The following is a 20832-nucleotide window of genomic DNA, read 5'->3' on the forward strand; positions in this document are numbered from 1 at the left end:
TGGCCTCGCAGCCTGATAATTCCGGTATAATCCTGCCCTTTCAAATGACAAGGAATGTTTCATGAGTAAACCCGCTGCCCGATTGGGCGATATGCACGTCTGTCCCAAAGTTGAACCCGGCCCGGTGCCCCATGTGGGCGGCCCAATTGTACAGGGTTCGACCAATGTGATTATCGGCGGCATGCCCGCCGCCCGCGTCGGCGATATGGCCGTCTGCGTTGGGCCGCCTGACAAAGCCGCCTCAGGCACATCTACTGTCTTGATCAATGGCAAACCCGCTGCCCGCATGGGCGATTCCTGCGGCCACGGAGGAAAGATTGTCATTGGCTGCCCGACGGTACTGATTGGCGATAGTGGTGGTTCTGGTGGCGGCGCTGTCGCGCCCGCCACTAGCGACAGCCATCTGCCTCAATCCCCGCAAAACAAAGAAGAAACTTTACAACGCATGGAGCAGGCCACAAAAAAAGTACAGGAATGCCGCCAAGCCAAACAGGAGCTTCCGCGCTCCCCATACAGTACGGCCGATAAGGCGCGTATTGTCGATGAGGGATTAAGCGATAAGTTTATCGTGCGTGTCATTGAGTCCAAATACGCGGGTGATAGCGGTACCATTGGCTATATGCCAGAGGGAGCAACCACCGCCACCTACTGGACAACCACTTACACACAACTAGAGCATGCCGATAAGGACGCTGAACTGATTACCAAGGCCGTTGGTATTGATTACAACCCCGAGGCCGATTACACCTTATTGCTTATTGACCAAGAACAGGCCAACGCCAAAGGCGATATGGTGAGTTTTATTCCCACCTATGGCAATTTAAGCGAGTTTTCACAAAAAGAAATTGCCGATGAATTTGAAGGCCGTGAATACCTCATCGAGCCCTGCATGACACCGGAATACAGCGAAGCCTATGAGCATATTCATGGCACCGCTAAGCGTAAAGGTGTAGACCTTAATAATAAACAGCAATTTAACAAGCACGCCAAAAGCCTCGGCTTCGATGAAGATCAGACTGTGTTGCTGGATATGCGCCACCAAATGAACAAAAAGCTCGGTGCTAACGAACAGTTTTTGGGTAACGGTATGACCAAGGACAATACCGCCAATAACCCGGTTACGCCCTTTGGTGAACCTAAGACCGGCCAAGACTATGGCCCACTGGAAACCTTCACCTACGATAAAAACCCTCAAACATTGGGCAAGCTGGAAAAAGACGGCATTGTTACCCGCATTCCACTGAATAAGTCCTAAGGAACAAACATGAAGCAATTTAATGAGATAGACCCCTTAACCATTTCCCAAGACCCCCGTGTGGTTGCCAGCATTCAAGATGACCGAAACCCTAATATTACTTATTACTTCTTAATTGATGCCGATCACTTAATATTGGCAACTGCTGACTACTTCACCGACCTTGAGACACAAGAAAGTGAATGGCTGCATTACCAAATCGAATTCCCCAAGCGCGGCTTACAGTGGTACTTGGATACCTTGCAGCACAAATTCTTTAAAACCGAGGCTGAAGGCGGCCTGCCCAAAGGCCAGTTTCATGATAAAACTGAAATTGACGGTGAGCGACTAAAGCTTGGGCGTGCTTTCAACGCCGACGGTAACGGCGGGGGCGGGTATTCTTTTGTGACCCTTGATCGTAAAGAGAGCTATGGTTCGGCAAAAGAGCACACCTTCACTGACGCGTTTTTATTCAAAGGCGGGTTGATTCAGATTCTGCTAGATATTGCCGGTAAAATTAAGGCTGGTCAGCTATAAAAAGCCATAACAAACGCAAGCAGCCGGATATTTATTCTGGCGCTTGGCTTGTGCTTATCGCTACGCTAGCACAAGCCAATCCCCTCCATAAATACCGCTGTTGCGGGCGTTACTGTATTTGAGAGTTATGGAATTAAACGAAGCAATCACATCTTACAATGAGCTATTAGGCAAATACGGTGTTCGCAATTGGAGGCTTAGTGATGTTCGTTCTGCGTCATCAGCACGAACTGTACTTAAAAAGTTTGGAGGAATGGGAAGTATAAATGATTTATATATTTGTTTTGCCAATGGTCACAATATAAATCCAGATCAAGAAGCAGCAGTAAATAGTGAGCTTCATGAATTATTAGAGTGTATTTATCAGCATTGTAAAGCAAAGGCTAAGTAGTGAGAGATACATCACAAAGTTAAAAAGTTTAGGTACCCACGCACTTCGTGCTGGTCCTACGTAAACTGTTACGTTTTTTGTTTCCAAAAACACCGCCGTTGCCAAAGGCGTTATAAATCTAGGAATCATTATGAAATGGCCTACAACTGAACAATGCTATGCGGCAATGGCAAAACTCGCTGAGTATTATATGGAAGGTGAGAAGCTGGACTATTGGATGGATTTGATTTGTAGTGGAGTTGCTAAGGACGTTTTCCCTCCAGGCAAAGGCTTCCTTGTAGATGTATATGAAGCAAGGATGTCCACGGATAAGCCTGAGCTTGAAGACTACTTGGAATTGCACCAGCTTATTTGTAGCGTATGTGTGTAGCTAAGTTAGATTTATAACCAGCGTATTAAGAGTAGACGGTGAACAGATGGCTGCTTTTTTTCACTAATTTTAGTCAACTGCTTCTTTAGTCAACTGCTTTCGCTGCTTACACAGGCGTTACCACTGTCTGCAAATGGCACTGAGCTGCCATAGATATTAACTATCAACTCAGCTCTTTTATCGCGCTACTTATCCCATCTAAACTCAGCGGGTACATGCGGTTGTTCATTAGCTGCTTTATAAAGTCAATTGATTGATAGTACGGCCAATGCTCAACCGGCTGTGGGTTGAGCCACGCGACTTTATCAAAGTGATTGGTGATTCGGTTTAACCACGCACTACCAGGTTCTTCATTCCAATGTTCTACTGAGCCGCCAGGGTAGGCAATTTCATATGGGCCCATAGTGGCATCGCCAACAAATATTACTTTGTAGTCGCTGGTAAACTTGTTGATCAGCGTCATGGTGTCAATAACGTTTGAGTGGCGGCGTTGGTTATCTTGCCAAACGTGTTCGTATAAACAGTTATGAAAGTAGTAAAACTCTAAATGTTTAAACTCGCTGTGGGCGGCGCTAAATAGCTCTTCACAGGTATGAATGTAGTCATCCATTGAACCGCCAATATCAAACAGCATCAAGACTTTTACGGCGTTGTGGCGCTCGGGGGCCATTTTTACATCGAGCATGCCACCTTGTTTGGCGGTCGCGCGAATAGTCTCGTTTAAATCAAGGGTGTCGCTTGCGCCCGTGCGGGCAAATTTGCGCAGCTTTTTAAGGGCCAATTTTATGGTACGAGAGCCAATTTCGCGGTCAGAATCTAGATTACGGTATTCGCGCTTATCCCACACTTTTACCGCTTGGCGATTGCGGTTGCCGTCTTGACCAATGCGCACGCCCTCAGGGTTATAACCATACGCACCAAAAGGTGAGGTGCCACCGGTACCTACCCACTTATTGCCGCCAGCGTGGCGTTTTTGCTGTTCTTCTAAACGCTCTTTTAGGGTTTTCATTAGCTCGTCGAGCCCGCCCATGGCTTTTAGTTGGGCTTTTTCTTCATCGCTTAGGTGCTTTTCAAACTCTTTACGCAACCAATCTTCAGGTAAGTTGTGTTGCTGTTTTAAGCTCTCGAGCAGGTCTAAGTCGGCAATACCGCTAAAGTAATCGCTAAAGGCTTTATCGAAACGGTCAAAATGGGTTTCGTCTTTTACCATAATAGTGCGCGCTAAATGATAAAAGGCGTCTACATCAGCAAATACAACGCCTTGTTTTAAAGCGTTTATTAAATCGAGCAGTTCGCGCAGACTCACGGGTAAGCGGTATTTGCGTAGCGTGAAAAAAAACTGTACCAACATATTAGCGACGGCTCATAAACGCGAGCTTTTCGATTAGGCTTATGTCTTGCTCGTTTTTAAGTAGTGCGCCGAACATCGGCATTAAGCCGCCTTTTTGCGCTTTGTCGTGCAGGGTTTTGGCGTCTATGTCTTCAGCCATTAATAGTTTTAACCAATCCAGTAACTCGCTGGTAGATGGCTTCTTTTTAAGGCCGTTGGCTTCGCGTAAGTTAAAAAACACTTCAAGTGCTTGGCGAACTAAATCTTGTTTAACATGCGGGTAGTGCACATCAATAATTTGCTGCATTTCGTCGCTATTTGGAAAATCAATATAATGGAAAAAGCAGCGGCGTAAAAACGCATCAGGCAGCTCTTTTTCATTGTTTGATGTGATGATCACAATAGGGCGCTCTTTGGCCACAATGCGCTCACCGGTTTCGTATACATGAAATTCCATTTTATCGAGTTCGAGTAGTAAATCGTTTGGAAACTCAATATCGGCTTTGTCTATTTCGTCAATCAGGAGTACTGGGCGTTTTCCGTTTAGCTCAGCGTACATGAAGGCTTGCCACAGCTTACCTTTAACTATGTAGTTACTAATATTGTGAACGCGCTCATCACCTAGCTGGCTGTCGCGTAAACGCGATACTGCATCGTACTCGTACAAACCTTGCTGCGCTTTAGTGGTTGATTTTATATGCCACTGAATAAGCTCTGTATCTAAACTTTTTGCCAGCTCTTCAGCCAACATGGTTTTACCTGTGCCCGGCTCGCCTTTAATTAAAAGCGGTTTTTGCAGCATAATAGCGGCGTTTACTGCCTGTTTTAATGCTGAGCTTGCGATGTAGTTGTCGGTTGAATTAAATTGCACGGGTCATCCTCTGGTCTGAGCAGTAATTATTATGCGTTATAATGCCATAGTTAATCGGCTTCACCAAGGTAGGCAAAACGCGCAATCGTTTTACCGTCTTTTTCTACGGTTTCAGTAAACATACTTAGTGGGCGTGCCCATATGCCGTATTCACCGTATAAGGCTTGGTAAATAACCAATTGCTCGTTGGTTTCGCTGTGAGTTGCCACATGCATAACTTTGTATTGTGGGCCTTTGTAGTGTTGATATAAACCCAGTTTTAGTGCTGTAGTCATAGTCTGTTATCTTGTATAATTTGCCTTCGCTTTTTATTATGCCAAAGAATACGCCAATACTATGAATTATATTTCTCTTGATGATTACAAAAAAGCCTGGGTATTTCGCCACAAAGATATTCCGGTTTCAGATATTGATGCAGCTAATATTAAACCGATGACCAGCGAGCGTGCTGCAGTGCTATGGACAACCATGGTGAGTCGTGAACATGATCATCCTGACTTTTTTGATAAAACCGATTGGTGCGCGCAAGAGCAAAACTTTAGCCAAGAAGTAAATTGGGAAGACGCATGGGAATGCGAAGAACCCCAATTTCCTGACGCTATTTTAAACCACCTAGACTGGCAGGCTAACACCACCGTTTATTTTTGTATGGCGCGCGATAATATTATTGAAACGAGCTTTGATGTGTTTAAACGCAACTGGCAAAACTTTATGTTTTTAGCCGATGGCAGTTTATTAATTGGAAAAAAACGTAATACGGTTGTGCAATTTTTAGAATCAGGCATTGCGAAATTAGGCGAAAAGCCCTAACAATCGGTGCTTAAAAACTGTGCATTACTGTGTTATAAAACATCTATTAAGGTGTTTTTGAGTACAGCGATTGGTCAGTAAAAATAAGCAGTTTGACACAAACCAACAAGTTGAAATGTGGCAAACTGATGCACAAAAAGTGCTTTATGCACAATTATGTAATGCCTTTTATCAGCGTGAGGTGCAGCGCTTAGTGGCTGAACCTAATGGTGATCGTTTACGCAGGCAATTAAAAAGCCTGCCTTATTACATTGAACGTGCCGCAACACGGGTGGCTAATGCAACATCGCCTTTTACGCTCGATGCGCAAAATGGTGGGTGGCTTGAAAAGCAAAAACCAACTCCGCCAGAAGTTAATTCTTCAGCGAATGAACTTTTTTATCAAGTCTATGCCAAAGTTGGGCTGATTATTCCTGTATTATTACAAAATCACGGCCAAATTCGGGTTAGAATAGACAGCATTGATCAAGTAACTAAAACACAGGTTCATTGCAATGAGCTTGGCTGGTTTGATTTTTTAGGTCAAGGGCTTGAGCAGCAAAGTGCGCAATTACTCAAACCCAACAAAGCAACGCTTGCTGCGGCGTGTTGTGGCCACCAGTGGCAGTTTTCAAAGCGCAGTACGCCACGGGTATTATCGTTACGGGAAATGTTATTGGCTGCCAATATTAATTGGCGCAATGTTAAGCGGCCATTGGCGTAAAGCTTACAATTCAAAATTAAAATAAGGAGTGTTTAATGCGATTTTTTCAATTTGGCTTGTTGTGCTTAGCACTTTTTATTCAGTATAGACTTTGGTTTGGCCATAATGGTGTGCAAGACTACACCCATCTAAAAAATGCGGTGGCATCGCATCAACAAACAAACGAAAAGCTGATCAAGCGTAATAAAGTATTAAAAGCGGATATAGAAGATTTAAAGCTCGGCCTTGAAGGTATTGAAGAGCGTGCCCGCAACGAATTAGGAATGATTAAACCGGACGAAACCTTTATTCGTGTTTTACCGGCTCAACACCATGACAAATAAATTTACTATTGCAGCTATTGTTCCTGCCGCAGGTGTTGGTAGCAGAATGCAACACACAACACCAAAGCAATATATTTCCTTAGCAGGGAAAACCATTTTAGAGCACACGCTCGCTAAGTTATCGCAGTTACCGCAGTTAAATTCTATAGTGGTGGCTTTGAGCGAAACCGACCCTTACTTTGACGACCTTACCCTAATAGACTCTCGCATTGTGCGTGCTATTGGCGGTAAAGAGCGTGCAGATTCAGTATTAAACAGTTTATTGTTTTTAGCTGCCAATCCACCGACTTGGGTTTTGGTGCATGATGCAGCAAGACCTTTAGTGGATATTGCTGATATAAAACAGTTAATAACACAATGCGTGCAATCCGATGAAGGCGGCATTTTAGCCAGTAAAGTAAAAGACACCATAAAACGCGGCCAAACACATGCACAGCACACTGTGCCGCGTGACGATTTATGGCAAGCGCTTACGCCACAGCTTTTTAAATATGACGAGCTCAAAACAGCACTGCAAAATGCGTTAGCCAATGGGGCAATTATTACTGATGAAGCCAGTGCAATGGAGTGGGCAAATAAGCCGGTAAAGCTGGTGGCAGGGCGCAGTGATAATATTAAAATTACCACCCCAGAAGATTTAGACTTAGCAGGCTTTTTACTGCAAAAACAAAATAATGAGAGTGCAACATGATACGAATAGGCCATGGTTTTGACGTGCATAAGTTTGGAGGCCAAGGGCCTTTAACCATCTGCGGCGAAAAAATTGATTACCCTCAAGGCTTTTTAGCGCACTCAGATGGTGATGTAGCTATTCATGCTTTATGTGACGCGATTTTAGGCTCATTGGCATTAGGTGATATTGGTAAGCACTTTCCAGATACAGCCAGTGAGTATGAAAATATCGATAGCCGTATTTTACTTCGCCATGTAGTGAACCTAGCCAAGCAACAGGGCTATGTATTGGGCAATGCGGATGTCACCATTGTGGCACAAGCACCAAAAATGCTGCCGCACATTCAAGCAATGCGAACCAATCTTGCCAGTGATTTAAATGCTGAGCTCTCACAGATAAATGTTAAAGCCACAACCACTGAAAAGCTCGGGTTTGAGGGGCGAAAAGAAGGTATTTCAAGCCATGCCGTGGTCATTATGAGTAAACAAAGCGCATGAGCGAATTAAATTATTTATACGGCGCGCCGCTTTCTAAAGCCGATTTTAAAACCACCGCAGAAGACTTCATGGTTGATGAAGATCTCGGTATAGAGTTTACCGGCAGTGGTGAACACGTGTGTTTGCAAGTGGTTAAAAAGGGTGAAAACACTCAATATGTGGCTAAGCTGATTGCACAAAAAGCGGGTGTATCGCCACGTGATGTAAGCTATGCCGGTATGAAAGACCGCCATGGAGTATGCTCGCAGTGGTTTAGCGTAAAAGTACCGATTAAAAAGCATATTGATTTTACTGAGCTGAACAGTGAAAGCGTGTTTGTGGTATCGCAGCAGCGCCATGAGCGAAAATTACGCACCGGTTGTCATAAAGGAAATAGATTTACCATTACCTTGCGCAATGTAACCGAGCCGCTTGATATTTTGTGCCGTATAAACGCAGTGCGTGCTGGTGTGCCTAACTACTTTGGTGAGCAGCGTTTTGGCCGTGATGGGCATAACTTAGTCATGGCTGAAAAAATGTTTGCCGGTGAGCGCATACGCGATAAAAAGCTGCGAGGCATTATTATTTCTGCAGCACGTTCACATGTGTTTAATCAAATTGTTAGTTTACGCGTGGCAGAACATGGCCTTGCTAAAACCATGCACCGCGAAGTATTTATGCTTAGCGGTAGCAATGCGTTTTTTGAAGATGCGATCAGCGATGAAAATATTGCACGTCTTGCTTCTGGCGATATTATGATGTCGGCGCCCATGGTGGGCAAAAGCGAAAAAGGCCTTACCGAACAAGAAAAAACATGGTTGGCACCGTATCAAGCATGGTGTGATGGCTTAGGTGAGTTAGGGCTTAAAAACGAGCGCAGAATGCTGCGTTTAATCCCCCAAGATCTAAGTGTAGAAACACTTGATGAACGCACATTAAAACTCAGCTTTGGTTTACCCAAAGGCTGCTTTGCAACGGCTTTACTGCGCGAACTGGTTGATTATACTGACGCCAGTCCTCGCGAGCGAAAAGAAAAGGATAACGCAGATGAAGATTCTATTAAGTAATGATGATGGTGTTAATGCCAAAGGTATTGCTGTTTTATACCAAGCATTAACACAAATTGCTGAGGTAACGCTGGTTGCGCCAGATAGAAATTGCAGTGGCGCAAGTAATTCACTGACGTTAATGAATCCTTTGCGTGCAACGACACTCGACAATGGCTTTATGTCGGTTAATGGCACGCCAACGGATTGTGTGCATTTAGGTGTGAATCAATTAATGGATGAAAAGCCCGATTTAGTGGTAGCCGGTATTAACCACGGCGGCAATTTAGGTGACGATACACTTTACTCTGGTACGGTTGCTGCGGCGACTGAAGGTCGTCATCTGGGTTTACCAGCAATTGCGGTGTCTTTGTGCTCTCACCATGGTGAACACTTTGAAACGGCAGCAGCCGTTACGGTCAATATTATTAAAGGGCTTGCTTCGCATCCACTGCCTAAAGATCAGATCATCAATATTAATGTGCCAGATATTCCTTTAAGTGAGCTAAAAGGGGTTCAGGTAACTCGTTTAGGGGCTCGTCACAAAGCAGAAACCATGACCAAGCAAACCGATCCTTGGGGACGCGATATTTTTTGGTATGGTTCTTTGGGTACAGAAAGCGATGCCGGTGAAGGCACTGACTTTTATGCTGTAAATAATGGCTATGCATCAGTCACCCCATTGAGCGTTGATATGACCGCTAAAGACAGTATCAAAGCTGTGGGAGAGTGGTTAGCCGAGTTGGAGATTAACCGTGCTGGCTAATTATACCCGCAGTGCACAAGCGCTTTCAGACCTATTACAACGAGAGGGCGTAGAAGATAAGGAGGTTTTAAAGGCGATTGCGCAAATTCCTCGGCATATCTTTATTGATGATGTACTCAAACACAAGGCGTATCAAAATACCGCGCTACCTATAGGACAAGGGCAAACTATTTCTCAGCCCTATATTGTTGCGCGCATGACCGAGCTAATGCGATTAGCCGGTGTGCAACATAAGGTGTTAGAAATAGGCACCGGGTCGGGCTATCAAACTGCGGTTTTAGCTAAAACCTTTGATAAGGTATATTCGGTAGAGCGTATTAAAGCTTTGCAATGGCAAGCTAAACGCCGATTACACCAGCTCGATTTGTACAATGTCACCATGAAACATGGCGATGGTTGGCAAGGCTGGCAGTCACAAGCGCCATTTAATGGCATTATTGTGACCGCTGCGGCAACCACCATTCCCCCCGAGTTACTCGCACAACTTGCAGATGGAGGCGTATTACTGGCCCCTATTGGTGAGGCAGAACAAAATTTAACCATGGTTATTCGCCAAGGCGATAGCTTTACAGAGCATGTAATTGCGCCAGTAAGATTTGTACCTTTAGTCCCTGGTGATATTGAATAGGAATTCATTTTGAAGTTGTTTACCAAGTTATACGATATGGCGCTAGTGTGGGCTAAACACCGCCACGCAGAACGTTATTTAGCAGGAATGAGCTTTGCCGAATCGGTTTTTTTCCCGGTCCCGCCCGATGTAATGTTAGCGCCGATGTCGCTAGCGCAACCAAGTAAGGCATGGCGATTTGCAAGTTTTGCTACGGTTGCCTCTGTGCTTGGCGGCGTGCTGGGTTACTTACTTGGATTTTGGTTGTTTGAACCGGTTGTAGAGCCCTTTATTGCGCAAATGCAATGGCAAGATAAATTTAATACGGCGCTTGCATGGTTCAAAAATTACGGTGTTTGGGTGGTATTTATAGCGGGGTTTTCGCCTATTCCTTATAAAGTGTTTACCATTGGCGCTGGTGTATTACAAATGGCGTTTTTACCTTTTATTATTGCCTCAGGTATTGGGCGTGGCGCGCGTTTCTTTTTAGTATCTGCTTTAATGAAATGGGGCGGAGTTAAAATGGAACAAAAATTACGCCAATATATTGAAGTACTTGGCTGGGTAGTGGTTGCTTTAATCGCTGTTGCGTACCTATTGTTGCGATAATCGCCATAATATAATGATATTAAAACAGAGGGCAAAACACATTGAATAAACAAATACGCTGTTATGTTGCTTTATTTATTAGTGTTTTGCTCTGTGCATGCTCGTCTCGCCATGTTCCCGCTCCGGTAAGCAGTTTAAATAATAATATTAATGACTATCCTTCACGGATTAATATTAACGGCGGAAAATACACAGTACAAAAAGGCGATACACTTTACTCGATTGCTTTTAGTGCCGGAAAAGATTTCAGAGAGCTTGCAAAAAACAATTCAATTCCATCACCTTACACTATTGTTCCTGGTCAGGTTGTTTCTCTTTTAGAACCAAGTAAGCCAAGGATTACAGCAAAAACGAATCAAAAACACCCAGCTAAAAAGTCATCCCATTTACAAAAAAATAACAAAAAATTAAATAAAGAGCTTGATAAGCCGAAAAAACGTAGGTATGTTCAAAAACAAGCTAACCAAAAAATTAGCAAGCCTCAAGGTTCTACAAACAGAAAGTTGAGTTGGTTTTGGCCTGCTAAAGGTAAAATAACAAAACGCTTTTCTAACAAGGAAAATGGTTATAAAGGCCTACAGATTGCTAATAGAAAGGGTACTGCCGTACTCGCCGCTGCAAAAGGAACAGTAGTTTACGCGGGTAGTGCACTTAGAGGTTACGGTAATTTAATTATATTGAAACATAATGATGATTACCTAAGTGCTTATGCACATAACTCAACGTTACTTGTGAAAGAAAAGCAAATAGTGAAGGCGGGACAAAAAATAGCAGAAATTGGTAATTCAGAGTCTTCAGTAACGGCACTTCGCTTTGAAATTCGTTATCGAGGAAAAGCTGTTAACCCTGCTAAATACCTACCCTGAACTAAAGGTGTTGATTGACAGTTCTGGAGAAGGCTCATGGCTAATACAGCAAAAGCTTATAAAACGACTACAGACCTTAATCATAAAGTTATTGATAGCTTGCTCAGGAGAAGTCTTATGGCTGATGTAGCAAAAGCTGAGAAAACCCCCACTGATGATAAGTTTGACGATTCAAAAGTTGAAGAGCCAACGCAACTACTTGATGACGTGGAAGATGAAGACGTATTTGTTAAAGAAGAAGTCACTAAAAACCTCGACGCCACTCAGTTATACCTAGGCGAAATTGGTTTTTCCCCTCTATTAAGTGCCGAAGAAGAAGTTTTTTTTGCACGAAAATCGCTTAAAGGCTGTGAAGCTTCCCGTAAACGCATGATCGAAAGTAACTTACGCTTGGTTGTGAAAATTGCGCGCAGGTATAACAATCGTGGGCTTGCTCTACTCGATTTAATTGAAGAAGGCAACTTAGGACTCATTAGAGCGGTTGAAAAGTTTGATCCTGAACGTGGTTTTCGATTTTCTACTTATGCTACATGGTGGATACGTCAAACCATTGAGCGAGCGATAATGAATCAAACGCGTACTATTCGTTTGCCTATTCATGTAGTTAAAGAGCTTAACGTTTATTTACGTACAGCACGTGAGCTAACGCAAAAGCTTGATCATGAGCCTACCGCAGAAGAAATTGCAGAAAGCTTAGATAGACCGGTCGAAGACGTCACCAAAATGCTACGCCTAAATGAAAAAATAGCCTCTGTAGATATGCCCATTGGTGGCGAGAATGACAGTGCATTATTAGATGTGATAGCTGATGAAAAAAATGTAGGCCCCGAAGGTGAAGTGCAAAACAATGATATGAATACGCATATTATTGACTGGTTAGGTGAATTGAACCCTAAGCAGCGCGAAGTACTGGCACGCCGGTTTGGTTTACTCGGTTATGAGCCTTCAACACTTGAAGATGTGGGCCGTGAAATTGGGTTAACCCGTGAGCGAGTTCGCCAAATACAGGTTGAGGCGCTACGTCGGTTAAAAGATATCTTGCAGCAAGAAGGATTAAGTACCGAAAGCTTATTTGAACAGTTCGCTTAATCTAAACACACAAAAAAATGAATACAGCCCGACTCTTTAGTCGGGCTGTTTGCGTTTAAAGCAGTGCTTTTAATTTATAAAGCAGTTCATGCGCCTGACGCGGAGATAGGTTATCAGGGTCTATTGCGCTCATTTGTTGCTCAAGCTCATTAGGCTGAATTATTTGCGGTTCACTATCAAACGGTAAAACCTGTTGCTCTGTGGTGACTGTTGTGACACTTTGATGATTTTCAAGCAAGCTTAGCTTTTGTTTTGCTTGGGCAATAACCGCTTTAGGTACGCCAGCCAGAGCTGCCACTTGCAAACCAAAACTTTTACTTGCGGCACCATCTAATACCGTGTGCATAAAGGCAATGGTATCGTTGTGTTCAATGGCATCTAAGTGCACATTAACCAATCCAGGTGTTTGTTCTGCAAGCTCTGTGAGTTCAAAGTAATGGGTTGCGAACAGAGTTTTAGCTGCTATTTTTGAAGCAAGATGATCAGCTGTCGCGTATGCCAGTGATAAACCATCGTAAGTACTGGTTCCTCGGCCTATTTCATCCATTAATACTAATGATTGTGCGGTGGCATTATTTAAAATTGCCGCAGTTTCTGTCATTTCAACCATAAAGGTAGAGCGCCCAGATGCTAAGTCGTCACTGGCGCCAATGCGGGTAAATATTCTATCGATATTACCAATTTTAGCGCTATCGGCAGGAACGTAACAGCCAATATGTGCCATAAGCACAATAAGCGCAGTTTGGCGCATGTAGGTTGATTTACCGCCCATGTTAGGGCCGGTAATAATCAACATTTTACGCTGGTTATTTAGCTCCACAGGGTTGGCAATAAACGGGTCTTTCATTACCTGCTCTACCACAGGGTGGCGGCCTTGTTTAATGCTGATATTATCGTTATCGCAAAGCTCAGGCTTGGCATAATTAAGTGTTTGAGCACGCTCTGCTAAATTGTTCAGTACATCTAGATCGGCAATTACTGAGGCCATTATTTGTAGCTGCTCAATATGCGGAGCTATAAATTCAAATAACTGTTCGTATAATTGTTTTTCAAGGGCCAGCGCTTTTGATTGGCTGCCGAGGACTTTGTCTTCGTGTTCTTTTAGTTCTGGGATTATATAGCGTTCGTTATTTTTTAATGTTTGACGACGAATGTAATCTGCAGGCACTAAGTGCGAGTTGGCGCGGCTCACTTCAATAAAAAAGCCATGCACTCTGTTATAACCAATTTTAAGTGTACTAATACCCGTGCGTTCACGTTCGCGCTGCTCTAGCTGTTCAAGCACATCGGTGGCACCTTGGCTTAAATTACGCCACTCATCAAGTTCGCTGTTATACCCTGGCGCAATAACACCGCCATCACGAATTAACACTGGTGGGTTATCAATCACTGCTCGCTCAAGTAGGGCTTGAAGCTCGGGGAGCTCTTTAGAATGGGCAATAATATGAGAAATACGCGCATCTGTGGCATCGTTTAATAAGCTATGCAGCGGTGCTAATGCTTGAAGCGCACTACGAAGCCGTGTTAAATCACGTGGGCGAGCGGTATGTAATGCCAAACGAGCAATTACACGTTCTATATCACCAATCTCTTTGAGCGCGTCATGCAGTTCACCACATAATTGTGCATCTAAAATAGCAGTAATAGCATTAAGTCGTGAGTTGAGTTCATCTTTATTACGAATAGGAGTATGAATGCGACGTTTAAGTAATCGCGAGCCCATCGCCGTTGCTGTTTTATCAAGCACTTGGGCTAAGGTGTTTTCAAAGCCGCCGGATAAATTAACCGTTAACTCAAGGTTTTTACGGGTTGGCGCATCCAAAATAACCGCATGTTCGTTATGCTCAAGAGTGATTGCGCGAATGTGTGGTAATGCAATACGCTGGGTATCTTTTACGTACTGCATTAAACAGCCTGCCGCTACCAAGGCGCTATGTGCTTTATCGACACCAAAACCAACTAAATCTTTGGTACCAAACTGCTCGCACAGTAAGTGTTGCGCGGTATCAAGGTCAAACTCCCAATCAGGGCGACGTCTTGCCCCTTTAATGTGTTCAATTAAGTGAATATTTTCAAAGTGTTCGCTATGCAGTAATTCAGCGGGCGCTAAGCGTTGTAGCGTTGAGCTAAATGCTTCATCAGTGTTTACTTCAACAACATTGAAGCGTCCTGAGTTGATATCAAGATACGCAACACCGTATTGACCTTTTTTATTTTGCCAAACACTGGTTAGTAAGTTGTCTTGGCGCTCTTGTAGTAAGGCTTCGTCAGAAATAGTACCTGGGGTTACAATACGGACTACTTTGCGCTCAACAGGGCCTTTGCTGGTGGCAGGGTCACCCACTTGTTCACAAATAGCCACCGACTCGCCCATTTGTACTAAGCGGGCTAAGTAGTTTTCTACCGCATGATAAGGCACGCCCGCCATAGGAATAGGATCGCCCCCTGCTTTGCCACGGTGTGTTTGTGAAATATCGAGCAATTGCGCGGCGCGTTTTGCGTCGTCAAAAAAGAGTTCGTAAAAATCCCCCATCCGATAAAACAATAAAATATCGCGATGCTCTGATTTTATTTTTAGATACTGCTGCATCATAGGGGTTTGTTGTTTTATAGTGTGCGGTGCATAAAGATCAAACGACATGTATTTACCCAAAGGCTGAATATGGAATTACATCAAGAGATTAAGACACTTGCTGCGCAATTAGGCGCTATTTTAACGGATAAACGCTTATGGATCACTACCGCTGAATCATGTACTGGTGGTGGAGTGAGTTATTCGCTTACCGATACCCCCGGAAGCTCTGCATATATTGACCGTGCATTTGTCACTTATAGCAATAACGCAAAGCATGAATTACTCAATGTGAAGCATGATACCCTAGAGGAATTTGGCGCGGTGAGCGAACAAACAGTCATTGAGATGGCAGCAGGCGCTTGTAAGGCTGCAAATGCTGATATTGGCATTGCTATTTCAGGGATTGCAGGACCCGGTGGTGCTACTGAGGGCAAACTGGTAGGGCTCGTGTGGTTTGGACTGCAAATTAACGGTAAACACTGGACGTTTGAACAAGTATTTAATGGTAACAGGGCGCAAGTTAGGCTGCAAGCTATTGTATTTTCTTTAAAAATCATAATAGAGAAGATAAAATAATAAAATTAGCTTGATACTGTGATTTCATACAGTATACTTGTCTGCATTAGCTGGATTTGGAGAAGAAAATGAACGATAACAAACAAAAAGCGTTGGAAGCAGCTTTATCACAAATTGAACGTCAATTTGGTAAAGGCTCAATCATGAAATTGGGTGACAATAAAGCGTTAAACATTGACGCTGTATCAACAGGCTCGCTAGGTATTGATATTGCCTTAGGCATAGGCGGCTTGCCGATGGGGCGTATTGTTGAAGTATATGGCCCAGAGTCATCAGGTAAAACAACGCTAACATTGCAAGTTATCGCTGAAGCTCAAAAAGAAGGTAAAACCTGTGCCTTTGTTGATGCTGAGCATGCTCTTGATCCAATTTATGCACAAAAACTAGGTGTTAACATTGATGAGTTACTGGTATCTCAACCAGATACAGGTGAGCAAGCACTGGAAATTTGTGACATGTTAGTGCGTTCAAGCGCGGTTGATGTAGTGATTGTCGATTCGGTTGCAGCATTGACACCAAAAGCTGAGATTGAAGGCGACATGGGTGATTCACACATGGGTCTACAAGCACGTTTAATGTCACAAGCATTACGTAAGCTTACAGGTAACATTAAGCGTTCAAACACACTATGTATTTTCATTAACCAAATCCGTATGAAAATTGGTGTAATGTTTGGTAACCCTGAAACAACAACTGGTGGTAATGCCCTGAAATTTTACGCCTCTGTACGTATTGATATTCGCCGTATTGGTTCGGTAAAAGAAGGCGATGAAGTTGTTGGTAATGAAACGCGCGTTAAAATTGTGAAAAACAAAGTTGCACCGCCGTTCAAACAAGCTGAATTTATCATTATGTATGGCGAAGGTATTTCTAAGCAGGGCGAGCTGATTGATTTAGGTGTTAAGCACAAAATTGTTGAAAAAGCGGGTGCTTGGTACAGTTACAATGGCAACAAAGTTGGCCAAGGTAAGTCTAATTCGATTAAGTTCCTTAAAGAAAACCCTGAAATTGCAGATGAAATTGAAGGTAAATTACGAGAGATGCTATTGCTAAAAGCAACGGTTGAGCCAGAAGATGGCGAAGACGTATTAGGTGATGAAGGCGACCTTTAAGCCCATTTGTTTTAAAGCTTGATTTGACCCGAGCTTAAAAAAAGCGCTAACCATTAGGTTAGCGCTTTTTTATTGTTTGCTATAAAGTGACTTAAAGCCTAGTTAGCTTTATAGCTGCCAGTTAACTGACAATGAGTAGTTACGCGGTGCCCCGTAGTAACCTTGCTCCCAATAAAGGCTGTTTATGTACTTTTCATCAGTACTGTTATTAACATTAAAGGTAACACCGACGTTTTGAGTAATTTCGTAGGTGGCCATTAAATCTAATAAGCCATAAGCATCTTGTTTTGTAGTTGCCAATGCGTTGCCTGCTGGATCTTTTACTTGCACACGGCTAATAGAATCTTGCCAGCGGTAATTAGCACCTAAGGTTAAACCATCAATAAATGGCACTTGATAAGTGGCTGCCATTTTTAATTGGTTTTCTGGGGTGTAATCTTTAACGAGTTCGTCACCATCAATACTTAGATTACTAAAGCTGATGCTGGCACTTAAATCATCAGTTAAGCGACCGCTTAATTCAATTTCGAAACCATCACTGTTAATACCATCTGCAGCGTAATAACGCGTATCGCTTGGAAGGGAGCCCGGAAGTGCAACAGCAAGTCCATCTTGCTTAGCATCAAAATAGGCCAGTGTTACAAATACTTGCTCATCTAAAAGTTGTGCTTTTAAACCAACTTCAGCACTTTTACCAATAACCGGAGCCAGTTGCTCAGCGTTAATGTCTAACTCTTTTTGTGGCACAAACGTTTCGGTGTAGCTAGCATACGCTGATAACGACTCAGTAAAATCGTACACCGTACCAATGTAAGGAATAACCTCTGAGTCATCGCGGGTTTGCACGACACTATAAGCAGTACCTTTAGTTTCCCAATCGGTATAGCGAACGCCTGCCAAAATGCTTAATGGCTCTGCTAGTTTAATACGAGTTGAAATATAGGCAGATCTTTGTGTATTTTGTACATCACTGCCGTTAGGCGAATCAACCAGTGTTGCCTCAGGGATAACACCATCCCAAGTCGCTAAATCAGGCATCGCAGGGAAACCATTTCCTGTGCTGTAGTCATAAAGCGATTGGTCATTAAAGTCCATGTTTGCTTGGCTAATACCGAATGATAAGTCGTGCTCTAGTGAAAATAACTCAAATTTACCGCTGGCATATAAGTCAAACAAATCTTGGGTGTCTTTGTAATCATAACGACTCGCATAGCCCGTTAAACCTAAACCAGTTTCTTTATCTGGTGTGCCATACACATAAAACAGCTCTGAATTTTGTTCATTTTTTATGTGGGCATAACGCGCTTTAGCGACCCAAGTCGCTGATAAGTTTTGCTCAAGTGTTACATAAACACGTTCAGCACTATTATCCCAATACGACCAATCTGCAGCTGTGCTAGTTGAGTCATCATAGTTAGTTGCTGAGCCATCAGTGTAATAAAGTGGTAACGCGCCCCATAAAGGACTGTCGGCATCTTTTTGTTCGTTTACGTAGTTAATGCTCAGTAGTGTATCGTCAGTCAGCTTACCCTCATAGGCAAGGTAGGCAACGGTTTTATCGGTTTCGTAACGGTCTAGGTATGACTCTTTATCTTGCTTAGTAAATACAGCACGAACAGCGTGTTCATCGTTAATCGGTGTGGAAAAATCAATATCTACACGTTTATTATTCCACGAACCATAAGAAGCGGATGCATGAGCTTGCGTTGTGTAGGTTGGTTTTTTTAGCACCATATTTACAGTAGCCGATGGGTTACCTGCACCGGTCATCATGCCATTGGCACCACGTACAATTTCAACACGGTCGTAAATTGCAGTATCAAGTGTCCCTTGAATTGAACCAGAGGTTTGCGGTGTGCCTAAGCCATCGATTAAAAAGTTAGTTATTTCAAAACCACGGGCTTTAAAGTAAGTACGATCGGTTTCTATTTGTTCCACTGTTACGCCTGGGGTGCTTTCTAATACCGCATTAATATCATCAAGTGAAAAGTCATCCATCAACGCGCGTGAGACAACAGAAATTGATTGCGGAGTTTCTTTAATGGTTAAACCTAGCTTAGTCGCTGACTGTGCTTCTTCGGTAATATAATTTTTATGATGTTGCCCATAAACGGCAATTTTTTCTAAAGGTAGGTCGTCTTGCGTGTCGTTTGCAACAGCATGCCCAGATAAAACCAGTGAAGTAAGTAGACTCAGTTTAAATGCAGAGTTTTTATGTTTGTACAGCATCATGTTTCCCATAAGATTAAATGTGGGTGGTAATTTAATCTAAATGAGAGTGATTTGCAATTGCGTTTGCTGGGTATTTTACACGTCTTTAATATTTTTTAAGTAAAGCGCATGGATTTGGTTAACTTGAGCTCTGGTTAAAAACAAAAAAAGCGGCCGAAGCCGCTCAGGAAGTAAATCAGTATTTTAATTGGTTAGGAAATTAAAACGCATACTTTACAGAAAATTGTAAACGATCTAGATCGCCATCTACGCCACTTTCAAGCTCGCGTTCTGCATGTTTAAATTCAGCGCCAAAGGTTAGACGTTTAACCGGTGAGTATAAAATATTTGCGCTGTAGCTTTGGCTTGATTCTGTAGGGTCGCCATACATTGCAAGTAGGTTTTCATCATTATCAGCAGACAAGAACGAATATAAGAAAGTAGAGCGCCACTGGCTGTTCCACTTATGTTGATACGCAATAAAACCAGATGTTGAATCAATCGCATCTAGGTCATCACCATTAAGAACCGCACCACGTGCTACGTTTAGACCCACATAACGACCTAGTCCTTTACCTTGGGTAAGCATAAATTTTAGATTGTCTTCACCAAGCTTCACCATACCCGATGCACTAACACCAAATGAGGTTTCATCGGCATCAACACCACCTACTTTGTAGGTCAGTTGACGAGCAAGGGCTGTTACTACAAAGTTACCCCAATCAGCATTATGGGTGTAGCGTGCGGTAAAGTCAGGTAATGAGGCATCATCAGTTACGGCCATGCCACCGCCGGCTGTAGTAATTGTGCTTTCTGGGTTCTCTAACGAGAATGACCATGCACCCGTAGTGTATTTAATTTGAGATTGACGAACAAACACCGTGCCTTCTGCAGGACCAACAAAATCAAGTGCTTCTGGTAATGCACCGACGTTTTGAAAGTTTGACCATGTTTGACCAAATAACCAGCCATCATATGAGATAAATGCATGGCGAATGCGCGGAGAGTATGAATTAGACACACGCTCGTTGCCGCCAGGAGCTGACAATAAAAAGTCTAGCTCTATTTTAGTTTTAACCGTTTTACCGTTATCTAATAAGGTAGCAGTTCCAAAATTAAAACGTGACTCACGAGCGTGCATATCAAATACGGCGTCTGAACTATTATCGTTACCAACGGTTAGTGTACTTGGCACATAAAAATCACGGCCAACACTGGTGCCCGCAGGAGCGCCTGCTGAGTAGTCACTCCACATTGCGTCGAGTTTAATGTATCCACCGTAGGTAAATTCTGTATCACCTATTTTTGCAGCATAAGCTGTGCTAGAAAGTGCACATAGTACAGCACTAGCTGCCAGTGTTTTAATTGGAGTAAATTTCATTGTTGCGTCCTTTTATAGGCTACTTGTTGTATGTTGTTTGCTTATGATATGTATTAATGTGTGTTACTTATATAGTACTAACAGATTGAATTTAATTATCTTTAATCTAATTTGTTAGTAAATACGAATTATTAATAAACAATCAAAGTTTTTAAATATTCAAGCTACTGTTGTATATGTACACAATTTACTCAATCAACTATTAGTCTATTAGACTAAGGTTTAATAATTATTGAGTGTTCATATACTTTTATTTAATAGTATGTTTTTTATGTA

The 20832-nt window shown here is 42.9% G+C and carries 22 protein-coding genes and 1 pseudogene; 17 read left to right on the plus strand and 6 right to left on the minus strand.

Annotation, left to right across the window (positions count from 1 at the left end; translation table 11 throughout):
• Window positions 1-61: 61 nt before the first annotated feature.
• The 4 genes and pseudogenes from ACTRWE_RS05055 to ACTRWE_RS05070 all read left to right on the plus strand — a co-directional run.
• Window positions 62-349, plus strand: a pseudogene (locus tag ACTRWE_RS05055) (PAAR domain-containing protein); the annotation flags it as partial.
• Window positions 350-1264: 915 nt separating this feature from the next.
• Window positions 1265-1771 carry a hypothetical protein gene (locus ACTRWE_RS05060; protein ID WP_024602319.1) on the plus strand — a complete coding sequence of 169 codons (507 nt, stop codon included), beginning with the start codon at window positions 1265-1267 and terminating at the stop codon, window positions 1769-1771.
• A 127-nt stretch (window positions 1772-1898) separates the two neighbouring features.
• Entirely contained in the window at window positions 1899-2162 is a 264-nt protein-coding gene (locus ACTRWE_RS05065; protein ID WP_024602320.1) for a DUF6966 domain-containing protein, read from the plus strand.
• A gap of 130 nt (window positions 2163-2292) precedes the next feature.
• Complete coding sequence (locus ACTRWE_RS05070; protein WP_024602321.1) at window positions 2293-2532, plus strand: hypothetical protein; 240 nt, start codon at window positions 2293-2295, stop codon at window positions 2530-2532.
• A 163-nt stretch (window positions 2533-2695) separates the two neighbouring features.
• On the opposite strand, the gene ACTRWE_RS05075 is transcribed toward ACTRWE_RS05070, so the two are convergent.
• The 3 genes from ACTRWE_RS05075 to ACTRWE_RS05085 are packed head-to-tail and all read right to left on the minus strand — an operon-like array spanning window position 2696 to window position 5008.
• A complete protein-coding gene (locus ACTRWE_RS05075) occupies window positions 2696-3883 on the minus strand; it encodes a vWA domain-containing protein (RefSeq protein ID WP_024602322.1) in 1188 nt (395 codons plus the stop codon).
• Between the two features lies 1 nt (window position 3884).
• On the minus strand, window positions 3885-4733 hold the full coding sequence (locus ACTRWE_RS05080; protein ID WP_008464234.1) for an AAA family ATPase: 849 nt from the start codon (window positions 4731-4733) through the stop codon (window positions 3885-3887).
• Between the two features lie 50 nt (window positions 4734-4783).
• Window positions 4784-5008: a DUF1653 domain-containing protein gene (locus tag ACTRWE_RS05085; RefSeq protein ID WP_008110327.1), complete on the minus strand. Its 225-nt coding sequence runs from the start codon at window positions 5006-5008 to the stop codon at window positions 4784-4786.
• Window positions 5009-5069: 61 nt separating this feature from the next.
• Between ACTRWE_RS05085 and ACTRWE_RS05090 the strand changes: the two genes are divergently transcribed.
• The 11 genes from ACTRWE_RS05090 to rpoS all read left to right on the plus strand — a co-directional run bounded on the left by ACTRWE_RS05090 (window position 5070) and on the right by rpoS (window position 12701).
• Window positions 5070-5543: a DUF2947 domain-containing protein gene (locus ACTRWE_RS05090; RefSeq protein ID WP_024602323.1), complete on the plus strand. Its 474-nt coding sequence runs from the start codon at window positions 5070-5072 to the stop codon at window positions 5541-5543.
• 70 nt (window positions 5544-5613) lie between these two features.
• A complete protein-coding gene (locus ACTRWE_RS05095; protein ID WP_016899656.1) occupies window positions 5614-6246 on the plus strand; it encodes a hypothetical protein in 633 nt (210 codons plus the stop codon).
• A gap of 35 nt (window positions 6247-6281) precedes the next feature.
• Window positions 6282-6569: a cell division protein FtsB gene (gene ftsB, locus ACTRWE_RS05100; RefSeq protein WP_462879572.1), complete on the plus strand. Its 288-nt coding sequence runs from the start codon at window positions 6282-6284 to the stop codon at window positions 6567-6569.
• Window positions 6559-7260: a 2-C-methyl-D-erythritol 4-phosphate cytidylyltransferase gene (gene ispD / locus ACTRWE_RS05105; RefSeq protein ID WP_024602324.1), complete on the plus strand. Its 702-nt coding sequence runs from the start codon at window positions 6559-6561 to the stop codon at window positions 7258-7260. Before ftsB ends, ispD begins: the two co-directional genes overlap by 11 nt.
• Window positions 7257-7739, plus strand: coding sequence for a 2-C-methyl-D-erythritol 2,4-cyclodiphosphate synthase (ispF, locus tag ACTRWE_RS05110; protein WP_138686837.1), 483 nt, complete (start codon window positions 7257-7259; stop codon window positions 7737-7739). Before ispD ends, ispF begins: the two co-directional genes overlap by 4 nt.
• Window positions 7736-8785, plus strand: coding sequence for a tRNA pseudouridine(13) synthase TruD (gene truD, locus ACTRWE_RS05115; protein ID WP_013465670.1), 1050 nt, complete (start codon window positions 7736-7738; stop codon window positions 8783-8785). The genes ispF and truD overlap by 4 nt, the downstream gene beginning before the upstream one ends.
• On the plus strand, window positions 8766-9530 hold the full coding sequence (gene surE / locus ACTRWE_RS05120) for a 5'/3'-nucleotidase SurE (protein ID WP_138563435.1): 765 nt from the start codon (window positions 8766-8768) through the stop codon (window positions 9528-9530). The genes truD and surE overlap by 20 nt, the downstream gene beginning before the upstream one ends.
• A complete protein-coding gene (locus tag ACTRWE_RS05125; protein WP_462879573.1) occupies window positions 9520-10158 on the plus strand; it encodes a protein-L-isoaspartate(D-aspartate) O-methyltransferase in 639 nt (212 codons plus the stop codon). Before surE ends, ACTRWE_RS05125 begins: the two co-directional genes overlap by 11 nt.
• Before the next feature lie 9 nt (window positions 10159-10167).
• On the plus strand, window positions 10168-10746 hold the full coding sequence (locus ACTRWE_RS05130; RefSeq protein WP_462879574.1) for a YqaA family protein: 579 nt from the start codon (window positions 10168-10170) through the stop codon (window positions 10744-10746).
• Window positions 10747-10787: 41 nt separating this feature from the next.
• Window positions 10788-11612, plus strand: coding sequence for a peptidoglycan DD-metalloendopeptidase family protein (locus ACTRWE_RS05135; protein WP_462879576.1), 825 nt, complete (start codon window positions 10788-10790; stop codon window positions 11610-11612).
• 117 nt (window positions 11613-11729) lie between these two features.
• Entirely contained in the window at window positions 11730-12701 is a 972-nt protein-coding gene (rpoS, locus tag ACTRWE_RS05140; RefSeq protein WP_028833937.1) for an RNA polymerase sigma factor RpoS, read from the plus strand.
• Window positions 12702-12756: 55 nt separating this feature from the next.
• On the opposite strand, the gene mutS is transcribed toward rpoS, so the two are convergent.
• Window positions 12757-15342 (minus strand): DNA mismatch repair protein MutS, encoded by a 2586-nt coding sequence (mutS, locus tag ACTRWE_RS05145; RefSeq protein WP_462879577.1) that lies wholly within the window; start codon window positions 15340-15342, stop codon window positions 12757-12759.
• A 21-nt stretch (window positions 15343-15363) separates the two neighbouring features.
• Here mutS and ACTRWE_RS05150 point away from each other — a divergent pair, with 21 nt between their 5' ends.
• Together ACTRWE_RS05150 and recA are read left to right on the plus strand one after the other, a co-directional pair.
• The gene (locus tag ACTRWE_RS05150; RefSeq protein ID WP_008110341.1) at window positions 15364-15852 is read left to right on the plus strand and encodes a CinA family protein; all 489 of its coding nucleotides are present in this window, start codon (window positions 15364-15366) and stop codon (window positions 15850-15852) included.
• 68 nt (window positions 15853-15920) lie between these two features.
• Entirely contained in the window at window positions 15921-16964 is a 1044-nt protein-coding gene (gene recA / locus ACTRWE_RS05155; RefSeq protein WP_462879578.1) for a recombinase RecA, read from the plus strand.
• 108 nt (window positions 16965-17072) lie between these two features.
• Here the strand turns inward: recA and ACTRWE_RS05160 are convergent, their stop codons facing one another.
• On the minus strand, window positions 17073-19193 hold the full coding sequence (locus tag ACTRWE_RS05160) for a TonB-dependent siderophore receptor (protein ID WP_462879618.1): 2121 nt from the start codon (window positions 19191-19193) through the stop codon (window positions 17073-17075).
• Between the two features lie 202 nt (window positions 19194-19395).
• Window positions 19396-20556 (minus strand): DcaP family trimeric outer membrane transporter, encoded by a 1161-nt coding sequence (locus tag ACTRWE_RS05165; protein ID WP_008111542.1) that lies wholly within the window; start codon window positions 20554-20556, stop codon window positions 19396-19398.
• Window positions 20557-20832 lie beyond the last annotated feature (276 nt).

This window comes from Pseudoalteromonas sp. G5_S1_54_S4 (assembly GCF_054968565.1).